Here is a 12,286-nt window from a genome sequence, read left to right as displayed (position 1 = left end):
CTTGTCCAACAAACGGTTCAGATTGTGGCTCGCTTCGCTCTCACAATCTAACCTTATTCGTTAGACTACCTCTGTACTTTACTTTAGCTGGTAGGAAGGACAGCCGTTGTACGCCCAACGCTCAACTTTCCCGTCAGAGTCAATAGTGAATGATTTCCTGCATGTGTAGATATTATTAGCGTCGTTCCAAAGAGTTTTCCATGTTAAGACTCTCTTTCCGTCGCCAGTTTGAGTGCTTGAATCGGGCGCACCCCAGCGCGATACAAGATCACTTTCATTCTTTCCTACCCAAGACTGCATGATCTCTGAGGTCGAAACACAGCCGGTGAAATAAAGAATCACCGGAAGTAACAATGCTGGCAACTTTAAACCGCTACGCGTGAGGTGAGACCAGAGCATTCTTAACCCCCATTTCTTTGTTGGTCTAACGCCTGCGTAAAGCGCACGAGAGCATCAGGGTCAGGTCTCGAGGCATCAGGGTCAGGTCTTGCTCCGTGCCCACGCCTAAAAAAGCTCGAAGCAAGACCTGTCCCTTTTGTCTACGCCATTAGACCTGCTACATATCATGACGAACTATGGCGTGAAACTCTTCGACACTGTGATGATGGTACGATAGCTATCGTCGTTCAGGTCAGTGTCGCTCAGCGCGATGCTCATATCCAGGCCATTCATTTTGGTAGCCAGGCTGACGCTGTAATCTTTATAGTCTTCACCGGGCAGGCCTGAGTAATCCACATCGACCTCATAGGTACCCAGATGCAGCCCTAGATCCCAGTTGCCAATTACTTTCTCAAAGTCGGCATTTACTTCGAGATAGTCGCCCGCTTTGCTTGAGGTATAAAAACTTGCAGACACTACATCCTTGGAAATGCTCGCATAAAACTCGTTAAAGTCGTATTCCTCACCGGGGCCCGCTGCCGCCTCCCACTGGGGGAACATGTATAGAATAAGGCCGACGTCATAACCGAAGCCCCTGGCGTTGCCAGCAAAACCAACGCTGATGTCCATCTCGGAACCCCCGGCGACGTTGGAGGTCCACACACCGGCATGCAGGCCTTCGGCAGTCGCGTAGTCCACACCACCCTGCAGCGCGGCATCAATCGTTTGCGGCAGGCCGCGCCATACATAAGTTGAGGTGGCGGCGATATTGCCGCTGAGCGTTGCCCCACTAGCTTGTTCGGCAGCGATAGCACTGGTGGATACACCTGCAAGCAGCACCAGGGCAACGAGGGCTGACTGTTTTGTTTGGTTCATATTGTTATTCCTTGCGATATTGATTGAGCTGATTGAGTTGATTTATTGACGATGCTTATTCCGTTAGCTAGCGGCTGATTGTAGTGTTTTCATTTTGGCCGTTTTTTGACTGCAATCACGAACGGCACATTACCATAAACAGTACCTACGGCTACAAAAATCCGGGATCACAACACAGATCCTGCTTCTATACAGAGATAACAGGGGCCGACATGTTTGCTCACTATCAAAAACCATTGCCCTGTGATTTGGTTTTTTTCGTCCTTATTGGCACCGAGTCGGGGCTATTCGCCTCAACGCTACTGTACCGACAAGGGTTTGGCGTCTTCTGATACACGTCGTTCGGCGGTGGGGGGATGGCTGGAGAGATAGTTGGCCCAGTCACTGCGGGGCTGCGCTGATGCATCACAGTCGGTGTCGTCGTCCTTGCAGCGGTGTGACTGCTCCAGCCGGCCCATAATGTCGGCAAACAGCGTCGGTGACTTGCCGTGCCGTTGCAGCAATGCAAAGGCGTAGCGATCGGCCTCTCGTTCAAACTCGCGTGAGTAGGCCAGCTCGGTCAGCAACACGGGAATACCGAGGAACAGCTCTGAGGTGCCGGACATGTCGCCAGTGAGCGCAATCGCGAGAAAGGTCAGCATCGCGCTCTGGATCACGCGGCGTGCGGCGTGGCGCTGTTCGACGTGGCCGATTTCGTGGGCGAATACGGCCAGCAGTTCGTCATCGTTTTCGGCCAGCTTCACCATGGCGTCGGTGAACACAATGACGCCATCGGGCAGGGCGAAGGCGTTGGCACCCAGTCTATCGCTGCTACGGAACAACACGCGTAACTGCAGTTGTGGATGTACCGCGATCTGCGGCTGCAGGTGATCCCGCACCCGCTGCTGTACTGCCTCGGACAGGGTCGATGACTCGAAATACAGTTGATCGAGGGCGGCGAGGCTCTGCTCGCCGGCCACCTCGAGCACCGCCGGCGGCACCATGGGGGCAATCAGTCGCGCCGTTGTGGGCGCGCCGTAGCGGGCGAGGCCCCAGACGAAGGCGATCACTACCAGCAGGATGAGCAGGACGAAACGCTTGCGGCTCTCCAGCCGATGCAGCCAGGTGGCACGCGAGCGTGGCGCGTGCTGCGCCAGCAGGTGGTCGATCAGTGCGTTGTCCGGCGTCTCCAGTCGCAGGCCATCGGGAAAGGTGAGGAAGCGCGGCGTGTCGCCCAGCCGTGACGATATTTCCAGGCTATGAAACATCCCGCTGGCAAGGCACTCGCCGTCGCTGGCGCGCAGCTCATAGATTCCGGCATCCGTGAGCTGCAGCTCGCAGGCATCGCGTGTCGACGCGCCGCTGGCATAGCAGTAGCCCCGAACAACGGTCATAGGCCGATATCGAAATCGAACATGTCGCCCATTTCTTCACCGAGGGTGCTGACCTGCTGCTCCTCGGCGGCGATGAACTTGCCAAGATCGCCTACCGCCTCCATGCGCAGATGCTCCGCCTTGTAGTGCGCGGTGCGCACCATCGCCCACGGACGATACAGACCGAGCGTGAGCATGGTGAGCACGGTGTTGATCGCCACCAGCCGGGCATAGGAGGGGATTTCCATATCGGCCTCGAAGCCGTGGAGCGCGAGTTTTGAATTATTGAATCGCAGATTGAAGGTGTGCACAGAAAAATACACAAATACAAACAGGTAGGCCAGCATCACAATCAGCGTCCCCACCAGAGGGATCAACCCCATCAGCAGCATTCCCACCGCGATGCCGCCGATGAAGCCAAAAATCATCACCAGGAACATCCGGTAGTAATCCCTGGCTACCGCATGAAACTCGAAGCGCGTGGTGCCATAGGCGTGATTCTCTACCATGAACAGCTGCTGCTTGAAGTAGGCCAGCGGCGAGAGAATGCCGAAGGTGAGCATCGCCGCCAGCGGCCACAGCAGGAACACGAAATACGCGTCCTTCACCGGGCCCTGAAAGCGGAAGCGCACGTTGCGATATACGCTGTTACGGGCATTGAACATCAGCGAGCGGGTGATCACCCACGGCATGGCGGCCATCAGCAACAGGAACAGCAGCGCGCTCAGCGCCGGCGAGAACCGCCCCGCCACGGCATAAAGCAGAAACAGCCCGCCGGCGATCAGCCGCCCCTTGAGGATGGCGATCGGGTTGCCGGTGTATTCGAAGCTGCTGCCATCGGCCACGGTATTGCCGTAGAAATAGCGCTTGTTGCGTACCTTGGCCCAGGCGGAATAGATGCCAAGGGTGAGTATGGTGAGGAACAGATTCACGATCCAGATGCGAAAATACTCGCTGCCCTGCCCGCTGAACTCGAAGGGCACTATGCGGATTTCGTCTTCACTGGACGCCGCGCCTGTTGTCGCCCGGTCCGGCGGAAGCGACGCGTCGATGGGGGCGACTGGCGCAGCGACAGCCTCTTGCGGCGCTGATTCCAGGGTAAGCCCCGGGCCGGCAGGGTCCGCCTTTGCAGCGGCTCCATCAAGCGGCGGCCGGATCGCCACGTTCAACCCGGCCCTGGTCAGGGCCTGGTGATATTTCAGCGCACTCACCTCGTCCAGCCCGGCCTTCAGGCTGACGTCGGCCCGCGCCAACACACGCGCCATTTTTTCGGGTGTCTGGCGGAACATCGTCGCGAGCGTGTGCTTCACCTGTTCACGGTCAAACCCGTCCAGAATGTCTCCTACGTAAACTATGGAATACAACCTTGCAGACATACGCGCTCCCTGTTCTGGTTAGCCTGTTAAACTATTCTTGTATGGTATTCGTCTAACTATCGGTAGCGCAATCAGATAGTTGAGGCGGGTTACGGGCAGAAATTAGAGGGGCCGGCCATGACATGCCGGCTGTGTTAGCGGGTTTCACTTACATCACACTATTTATCCCACTATTCATCCCACTATTCTTTCTTCTGATACCCGTGAAGTTCAACCAGAAACAAAGGGCTCAAGCATCATGATTGCTCTCGTAGATTCAATGCCACCGTCCAGGTATATGCTCGGCGTCCATAAAAAGCCGTTATCGACACACACTATTGTCCGACCCATATTCCCTGTGTGTATTCATACACATAACAGTAGATGCGGGACTAATGGACCTGTGTTTTTAATCCAGAAAATCATCAAAGCAAATCGGCCACATCTCTTAATTTATTAACCGTCAGTGGTAAGCCCAGATTATAAAATATCTCCAGCAGTTGCCCGGCCGAATATTCTGGATTGTGCGGCCTTTCTCTTTGCTGCTTAACGACGCTACAAAATGCGGTAGGATTTAGATCGAAAAGGTGGTTAAGAAAGGTGTCGGGCGACTGCGCCTCAATTGCATACTGTTTTAGTGTTGCTTCGGGAAAGTCTTTCAAATTACTGGTCACAATGACATCTGCCTGGCTTTTAATCGCCGCTGCAAGTACATGTCTATCCGCGCGATCAGGCAGATCCAATGATTCGATCAATCCTTCATAATTCTCAACCAGACAATCAGGCACTGCCATATTCATTAATTTAACCGTACGCTGCAATTGAGCCGCATCCAGATCAGTGCGATTAGCTAACAGATTCCGTGTCCATTCCTCATGAATTTCTGCTGTCCACCTGGCTCGAAACTGCTCTGTCATAGCAACACTCATTAGAAGGTCACGCAACGGTGCAGGGTAGCGTACACAGGCGTCAAAGACTGCAGTGAAATTCGCCACGCGTTTAATAACCCATTTTCAATTCCTGCGCCTGCGCAGACAGCTCATCCAGTGCATTGCGTCTTTCCTTCATATTTTCTTCCTTGTATGACACTAAATCCCGAAAATAGACTCGACGGTGGCTGCCAACTTTGTGAAATGCCAGATTCCCCGCCTCTAAAAGCTTTACGAAATATGGACGCGACACGTTTAAGAAGTCTGCTGCCTGCTGGGTTGTGAATTCTGCATCCTGAGGAATCAGCGTCATCGCCTCACCCTCCGCCATATGCGTCAGGATATCTACCAGCATACGCATGGCGGATACAGGCACTGTAATCTCTTCTTCACCATCAACAATGCGGATCCGTGCGGCTTTTCCGCTGCCAATGATTGCCGCTAATAATCGACTGCTCTCTGCTGCAATCTTCCTTTCCTCCTCGCTGGGGGGCGGGATTGTCTGATCACTAATTTTGTATGCCTGCACCATTATCAGAGTCCTCGATTTTTTCCGTGCCTACGTTGTCACGCTAGACTTATCCTAGACGGCAAATGAATTAAACGCAATAAACGAAACAAGCGAAACAAGCGAAATTGGGAGATTTGCAAGGGAATACCTGCCTGACACGGCCGGCATCAATATAACCCATTGTTTATAAAAACTTTACCGTGATTCCACCATTTCCGATGGGGTTTACTTTGGCAGACTGTCCCTTGCGTTGCCCTTAACGGTACCAGGGCGGCCCGCCACTCAATAAAACCGGCCTTCGCCTTCAGGGCGGGTTTTGAAGCGTTTGTACGCCCACTGGTATTGCTCGGGGTGCTGTAGGGCGCAGCGTTCCACGGCCTGGTTGAGGGCGGTTGCCTTTTGTGTCGCGTCGCCTTCGGTGAGTGCCGTGTCGGTCGCCTCAAAATGCAGGTGATAGCCCTGCCCCTTCGGCAGGCGTTCGGCATAGGCCATGAGTACCGTTGCGCCGGTCTTGCTGGCGAGGCGTGAGAGCAGGGTCATGGTGTTGGCCTGTATACCAAACAAGGGGGCGAACACGCCGGCGTCGCGGTCGGGGTCCTGGTCGGGCAATATCCCGATCAGCTCGCCACGGCCTAACGCCTTGTAGAGGGCGCGGATGCCGCTGGCATCGGTTGGCACCAGTGTTGCGCCGGCGCGCTCCCGCCCGGTGCGAATCAGGTCATTCAGATAGGCCTGACGCGGCGGCCGGTAGAGGCTGGTCATGGGCCAGTGGGTGGAGCCGTACACCCCGACGATCTCCCAGGCGCCAATATGCGGGGCCGCGAGGATGACACCCTTACCGCGAGCCATGGCCTGTGCCAGCAGCTCTTCGCCGCTGACCTTTTTCACTAGTGCTAATACCTGGTCGGTTGGGCGCAGCCATAACACGCCGGTCTCCAGCGTGGCCCTGGCGGTCTGTTGCAGGCTTTGCAGCACCAGTTGCTGTTGCCGGGCCTCGTCCCAGCGCGGAAAACAGCGCTGAATATTGGTGCGGGCGGTGTCGCGCAGGTCGTTGGCAAACCACATCAGGCTGCGGCCCAGCACATCGCCCATTCGATGCAGCACCGGCAGAGGCAGCCGGGACAACACCCTCAATGTCAGTCGAACCAAGGCGGCGCGCATTGTCTCAGGGCACCGTCACGTCGGTCTGTGGGTTCTGGCGCGCGCCGGCATCCTCGGCGGCGGGGACAAGTGGCCCGGCGTGGTAATAGTCTGCGCTCATCAGGGGTTTGAGTGTGTTCAGCAGGCTGCTGAACAACTGCTTGTTGCTGGCCTCTTCGGCGGCCAGCAGCCTCTTCATATGTTCACGCTGGGTGGGCATCTCAAAACAGGCGGGACAGCTGTCGGCGATCACCGGCAGCGCGGCGGCCTCGGCAAAGGCGGCGGTCTGGCGCTCCCGCACATAGACCATCGGGCGGATGACGCGCACGTCGCCGGCATCATTCTGGTAGTTGGCCTTCATGGTGCGCAGCTGGCCGCCGTGAAACGCCGACATCAGAAAGCTCTCGGCCAGATCATCCAGGTGCTGGCCCAGGGCGAGTACGTTGTAGCCCTCGTCGCGCAGGATGCGATACATGATACCGCGCTTGATGCGCGAGCAAAACGCGCAATACGAATCATTGCCCATGTGCTCGCTGGCCATCTCCATGATGGGCTGGGCCTCGAAGAAATAGCGCACGCCCAGCTCCGCCAGATAGGGTTTCAGCCGCGCGGGCTCGAAGCCCTCCACCTGTGGGTCGACCGTCAGCGCTCCCACCTCGAAGCGCACCGGCGCGTGCCGCTGGAGATGCAGAAGCACGTGCAGGAGCGAGAGTGAGTCCTTACCGCCGGAGAGCCCGACCAGGATCCGATCGCCCTCGTGGATCATGTCAAAGTCCCTGATTGCCCGGCCGATGGGGCGCAACAGGGATTTGGGCGGTAGCGTCCGGGCGGGCGCGGGCGTGTTGGTGATCGTGTTGGTGGTGGAGGCGTTTTTCATGGGCGCATAGTGTACCCTGTCGGCCGGCAATCCGGGCTGCCTGAATTCGCCCCCGGGTGCCTGTACAAGACGCCGTATAACGCTATGGTTAAAACCTGGGTCAAAATGATGCAAAAATTTATCTATCAATTAAATTTATCTATGTATAATAAAAACCGCTGGCCCGGCTGTTGGGGAATCGGCAGGACAATCGGCAGGAGGCTCGGCTGATGGAGTTCTTCTATATCCTGAACCATTGGCACTGGTGGGCGTTGGCGGCCCTGTTGGTGATCGGCGAGCTGCTGGCGCCCTGCGTCTACTTTATGGCCATCGGTATTGCCGCCCTGCTGACCGGGCTGGTGGTCCGGTTTATGCCGGAACTGGGCGGGCTCTGGCAGCTGGGTCTGTTTATTGTGCTGTGTCTTATCGGCACGGGCATCGCCCGCCGGATACGGCACAAAAGGGGGCTGGACGCGGCCGTAAACAAGCCGTAAACAACACGTGTTGTAAGCACCTATCCTATAAAAGAGAAGGATCGACCGAGGATGACATCATGAGCAACAACACCCATGTCAAAGGCATCACGCCCATAGAGGCGCAAAAAATGCTGGAGGACAATCCCAGCGCCGTGCTGATCGACGTGCGCTCCGCCATGGAGTTTTTATTTGTGGGCCACCCCAGGGGCGCGGTGCATGTGGCCTGGATCGACGAGCCCGACTGGAAGATCGATCCCGATTTTCCCGCCCATGTGCGTCAGGTCATGCTCGGGGGGCTGAGCTGTGACGATGGCGCCTGCGCGCCGGTGGTGCTGATCTGTCGCAGCGGCAAGCGCTCACACGAGGCCGGCGAGGCGCTGATCAAGGACGGCTTCCAGAACGTCTACAACGTGCTCGAGGGTTTTGAGGGCGAACTGGATGACGACCACCACCGCTCCACCCTGGGCGGCTGGCGCTTCCACAACCTGCCCTGGGAGCAGTGTTAGCCCGCACATCGGCCCCCTGCCCCGCTGGCGTTGCGCCGCGCCAGCGGGGCGCTCTCACAACACCCCCGTAACACCCCGGCAATATCAGGATACCCCGTCGGCGGAAAATCCCCCGGCGCCGGACGCACGCCGGCGCGGGAAGCATGATAAAATCGCCCGCTTTACCGCAAATCGGGATCAATTGTCGTTATGGCCAGCAACTTCGAACAGCTTCTACAAAAACGCATCCTCATCCTGGACGGCGCCATGGGCACCATGATCCAGCGCCAGAAGCTGGGCGAGGCGGACTATCGTGGCGAGCGGTTTGCCGACTGGCCGTCTGACATCAAGGGCAATAATGACCTACTGAGCCTCACCCAGCCGCAGATCATCCAGGGCATTCACGAGCAGTATCTGGACGCCGGCGCCGACATCGTCGAGACCAACACCTTTAATTCCACCACCGTGTCGATGGAAGACTACGGCATGCAGGGACTGGTGCGGGAGCTGAACGTGGCGGGCGCCAGCCTGGCCCGCGCCGCGGCCGATAAATTCACCGCGCAGAATCCCCATAAGCCGCGCTTCGTGGCCGGCGTGCTCGGCCCGACCGGCAAGACCTGTTCGCTGTCACCGGACGTCAACGACCCCGGCTTTCGCAACATCACCTTCGACGCCCTGGTGGAGACCTATATCGAGGCGACGCGCGGCCTGATCGAGGGCGGTAGCGACATCATCCTCATTGAAACCATCTTCGACACGCTCAATGCCAAGGCCGCGATCTTTGCGGTGCAGAGCTTCTTCGAGGAGACGGGCCGCAAGTGGCCGGTGATGATCTCCGGCACCATTACCGACGCCTCCGGCCGTACCCTGTCCGGCCAGACCGTCGAGGCCTTCTACAATTCACTGCGCCATATCGACCCGGTGAGTATCGGCCTCAACTGCGCCCTCGGCCCGGATCTGCTGCGCCCCTACGTGGAGGAGATGAGCCGCATCGCCAAGATGAGCGTCAACGTGCATCCCAATGCCGGCCTGCCCAACGCCTTTGGCGAATACGACATGGGCCCGGAGGAGATGGCCAGGGAGATCGACGACTGGGCCCGCAGCGGGTTCCTGAATATTGTCGGCGGCTGCTGCGGCTCCTCACCCGACCACATCCGCGCCATTGCGCAGGCGGTGAGCAAGCACGCCCCCCGGCAGAAGCCCGAGATCCCCGTGGAGTGTCGGCTGTCCGGCCTGGAGCCCCTCAACATCGGCCCCAAGAACCTGTTCGTCAACGTCGGCGAGCGCGCCAATGTCACCGGCTCCGCGCAGTTCAAACGCCTGATCCTGGAAGAGCAGTATGACGCGGCGCTGAGCGTGTGCCGCGAACAGGTGGAAGACGGCGCGCAGATCATCGACATCAACATGGACGAGGCCATGCTCGACGGCAAGTCGGCCATGACCACCTACCTGAACCTGCTGGCCTCGGAGCCGGACATCTCGCGCGTGCCGGTGATGGTGGACTCCTCCAAATGGGAGATCATCGAGGCCGGCCTGAAGTGCATCCAGGGCAAGGGCATCGTCAATTCCATCTCGATGAAGGAAGGCAAGGAGCAGTTCCTGCACCACGCCAATCTGTGCCGCAAATACGGTGCCGCCGTGGTGGTGATGGCGTTTGACGAAACCGGCCAGGCCGATACCTTCGAACGCAAGGTGGACATCTGCACCCGCAGTTACAACATCCTGGTCAACGAGGTGGGCTTCCCGCCGGAGGACATCATCTTCGACCCCAATATCTTTGCCGTGGCCACCGGCATCGAGGAGCACAACAATTACGCGGTGGACTTCATCGAGGCGACGCGCCAGATCAAGCAGACCCTGCCGCATGCGCTGATCTCCGGCGGCGTCTCCAACGTGTCCTTCTCGTTCCGCGGCAACAATCCGGTGCGCGAGGCCATCCACTCGGTGTTCCTCTATCACGCGATCCACGCCGGCATGGACATGGGCATCGTCAATGCCAGCATGCTGGCGGTCTACGACGAACTGCCGGCCGAACTGCGTGAGCGGGTGGAGGACGTGGTGCTCAATCGCCGCGACGACGCCACCGATCGCCTGCTGGAGATCGCCGATCAATACAAGGGCGACGGCGCGGAAAAGAAGAAGGAAGACCTGGAGTGGCGCAGCTGGCCGGTGATCAAGCGGCTGGAACATGCGCTGGTGAAAGGCATCGACAGCTTTGTGGTCGAAGACACCGAGGAGGCCCGCCTCACTTTCGAGCGCCCCATTCACGTGATCGAAGGTCCGCTGATGGACGGCATGAACGTGGTGGGCGACCTGTTCGGCGACGGCAAGATGTTTCTGCCCCAGGTGGTGAAATCCGCCCGCGTGATGAAAAAGGCCGTGGCCCACCTGCTGCCCTTCATCGAGGCGGAGAAGAGCGGCAAAAGCCAGACCGCCGGCAAGATCCTCATGGCCACGGTGAAGGGCGACGTGCACGACATCGGCAAGAACATCGTCGGCGTGGTGCTGCAATGCAACAACTTCGAGGTGATCGATCTGGGCGTGATGGTGCCGGCGCAGAAGATCCTCGACGCGGCCAGGGAACACCAGGTGGACATTATCGGCCTGTCCGGACTGATCACCCCCTCGCTGGAGGAGATGTCACACATCGCCCACGAAATGCAGCGCCTGAACATGACGATCCCGCTGATGATCGGCGGCGCGACCACCTCGCGCGCGCACACCGCGGTGAAGATCGAACCCAACTACCAAAACGGCCCCAGCGTGTGGGTGAAGGATGCCTCGCGCGCGGTCGGCGTCGCCCAGAACCTGATCTCCGAAGACCTGAAGGCCGACTTCGTGGCCAAACTGCGCGAGGACTACGTGCAGGTGCGCGAGGGCCACGCCAATCGCCGCAAGCAGATCAAGTGGCTGACCCTGGCCCAGGCCCGCGCCAACAAGACGGTCATCGACTGGGAGCACTATACGCCGGTGGTGCCTAGCTTCATCGGCACCAGGGCCTTCGATGACTATCCGTTACAGGAGCTGGTGGACTATATCGACTGGACCCCGTTTTTCCATTCCTGGGAACTGAAGGGCAGTTATCCAAAAATCCTTGATGATGCGGACAAGGGCGAGGAGGCGAAAAAACTGTTTGCCGATGCGCAGGCCATGCTCAGGAAGATCATCGACGAACACTGGCTCACGGCGCGCGCCGTGATCGGCTTTTATCCGGCCAACAGCGTCAATGATGACGATATCGAGATCTATACCGACGAATCCCGCAGCACGGTATTGCACATGCTCCACAACCTGCGCCAGCAGCAGGAAAAGGCCCCCGGCAAACCGAATCGCTGCCTGTCCGATTTTGTCGCCCCCAAAGACAGCGGCCTGAAAGACTATGTGGGCGGCTTTGCGGTGACCACCGGTATCGGCATTGATGAACACGTGACCCGTTTCGAGGCCGAGCACGACGATTACCAGGCCATCATGCTCAAGGCCCTGGCCGATCGTCTGGCCGAGGCCTTTGCCGAACGCATGCACCAGCGGGTGCGCAAGGAATTCTGGGGTTATGCCAGCGATGAGACGCTGAGCAACGCGGAGCTGGTGCAGGAGCAGTACAAGGGTATCCGACCCGCGGCCGGTTATCCCGCCTGCCCGGATCACACCGAAAAAGACACCCTGTGGGCGTTGCTGGATGCCCAGAAAAACACCGGCATCTGGCTCACCGAGGCCAAGGCCATGGTGCCCACCGCCGCCGTCAGCGGCGTCTATTTTGCCCACCCCGAGGCCTGCTATTTTGCCGTGGGCAAGATCAATCGTGATCAGGTCGAGGACTACGCCCGACGCAAGCAGCTCGATATCGGCAAGGCCCTTTACTGGCTGGCGCCCAATCTGGGGTACGATGCGGACTAGGCGCCAGGCGGCGCAGCCCCCTTCACACGGCCCC

Annotated in this window: 10 protein-coding genes; 3 read left to right on the top strand and 7 right to left on the bottom strand. The window is 58.4% G+C overall.

The genetic code is table 11. From position 1 onward, the window contains the following. Window positions 1–573: 573 nt before the first annotated feature. From RRB22_13635 to RRB22_13605, 7 genes are all read right to left on the bottom strand, one after another. Window positions 574–1,254, bottom strand: a complete 681-nt coding sequence (locus RRB22_13635) for a TorF family putative porin (protein ID MDT8385444.1) — start codon at window positions 1,252–1,254, stop codon at window positions 574–576. A 299-nt stretch (window positions 1,255–1,553) separates the two neighbouring features. Then, complete coding sequence (locus tag RRB22_13630; GenBank protein MDT8385443.1) at window positions 1,554–2,627, bottom strand: M48 family metallopeptidase; 1,074 nt, start codon at window positions 2,625–2,627, stop codon at window positions 1,554–1,556. Then, a complete protein-coding gene (locus tag RRB22_13625) occupies window positions 2,624–3,982 on the bottom strand; it encodes a YjgN family protein (protein ID MDT8385442.1) in 1,359 nt (452 codons plus the stop codon). The genes RRB22_13630 and RRB22_13625 overlap by 4 nt, the downstream gene beginning before the upstream one ends. Window positions 3,983–4,386: 404 nt before the next feature. After that, window positions 4,387–4,956: a PIN domain-containing protein gene (locus RRB22_13620; GenBank protein ID MDT8385441.1), complete on the bottom strand. Its 570-nt coding sequence runs from the start codon at window positions 4,954–4,956 to the stop codon at window positions 4,387–4,389. A gap of 4 nt (window positions 4,957–4,960) precedes the next feature. Continuing rightward, the gene (locus RRB22_13615; protein MDT8385440.1) at window positions 4,961–5,422 is read right to left on the bottom strand and encodes an excisionase family DNA-binding protein; all 462 of its coding nucleotides are present in this window, start codon (window positions 5,420–5,422) and stop codon (window positions 4,961–4,963) included. Window positions 5,423–5,683: 261 nt separating this feature from the next. After that, window positions 5,684–6,562 carry a lysophospholipid acyltransferase family protein gene (locus RRB22_13610; protein ID MDT8385439.1) on the bottom strand — a complete coding sequence of 293 codons (879 nt, stop codon included), beginning with the start codon at window positions 6,560–6,562 and terminating at the stop codon, window positions 5,684–5,686. 4 nt (window positions 6,563–6,566) lie between these two features. Beyond that, window positions 6,567–7,418, bottom strand: coding sequence for an ATP-binding protein (locus RRB22_13605; protein ID MDT8385438.1), 852 nt, complete (start codon window positions 7,416–7,418; stop codon window positions 6,567–6,569). 209 nt (window positions 7,419–7,627) lie between these two features. On the opposite strand from RRB22_13605, the gene RRB22_13600 reads away from it, so the two are divergent. From RRB22_13600 to metH, 3 genes are all read left to right on the top strand, one after another. After that, window positions 7,628–7,891 (top strand): hypothetical protein, encoded by a 264-nt coding sequence (locus tag RRB22_13600; GenBank protein MDT8385437.1) that lies wholly within the window; start codon window positions 7,628–7,630, stop codon window positions 7,889–7,891. A 59-nt stretch (window positions 7,892–7,950) separates the two neighbouring features. Beyond that, entirely contained in the window at window positions 7,951–8,379 is a 429-nt protein-coding gene (locus RRB22_13595; GenBank protein MDT8385436.1) for a rhodanese-like domain-containing protein, read from the top strand. Window positions 8,380–8,568: 189 nt separating this feature from the next. Continuing rightward, window positions 8,569–12,252, top strand: coding sequence for a methionine synthase (gene metH / locus RRB22_13590; GenBank protein MDT8385435.1), 3,684 nt, complete (start codon window positions 8,569–8,571; stop codon window positions 12,250–12,252). The last annotated feature ends 34 nt before the right edge of the window (window positions 12,253–12,286 follow it).

This window comes from Gammaproteobacteria bacterium (assembly GCA_032250735.1).
In the GTDB taxonomy this organism is placed as follows: domain Bacteria; phylum Pseudomonadota; class Gammaproteobacteria; order SZUA-152; family SZUA-152; genus SZUA-152.
The sequence above is the reverse complement of the archived record's forward strand: the minus strand, read 5'-3'. Positions and strand labels throughout refer to the sequence as shown.

Excerpts from the sequence above, each read along its gene's own strand:
- RRB22_13600 (MDT8385437.1), top strand. The coding sequence starts at position 7,628 with ATGGAGTTCTTCTATATCCTGAACCATTGGCACTGGTGGGCGTTGGCG.
- RRB22_13625 (MDT8385442.1), bottom strand. The coding sequence starts at position 3,982 with ATGTCTGCAAGGTTGTATTCCATAGTTTACGTAGGAGACATTCTGGAC.
- RRB22_13595 (MDT8385436.1), top strand. The coding sequence starts at position 7,951 with ATGAGCAACAACACCCATGTCAAAGGCATCACGCCCATAGAGGCGCAA.
- RRB22_13605 (MDT8385438.1), bottom strand. The coding sequence starts at position 7,418 with ATGAAAAACGCCTCCACCACCAACACGATCACCAACACGCCCGCGCCC.
- RRB22_13615 (MDT8385440.1), bottom strand. The coding sequence starts at position 5,422 with ATGGTGCAGGCATACAAAATTAGTGATCAGACAATCCCGCCCCCCAGC.
- RRB22_13610 (MDT8385439.1), bottom strand. The coding sequence starts at position 6,562 with ATGCGCGCCGCCTTGGTTCGACTGACATTGAGGGTGTTGTCCCGGCTG.
- RRB22_13630 (MDT8385443.1), bottom strand. The coding sequence starts at position 2,627 with ATGACCGTTGTTCGGGGCTACTGCTATGCCAGCGGCGCGTCGACACGC.
- metH (MDT8385435.1), top strand. The coding sequence starts at position 8,569 with ATGGCCAGCAACTTCGAACAGCTTCTACAAAAACGCATCCTCATCCTG.
- RRB22_13635 (MDT8385444.1), bottom strand. The coding sequence starts at position 1,254 with ATGAACCAAACAAAACAGTCAGCCCTCGTTGCCCTGGTGCTGCTTGCA.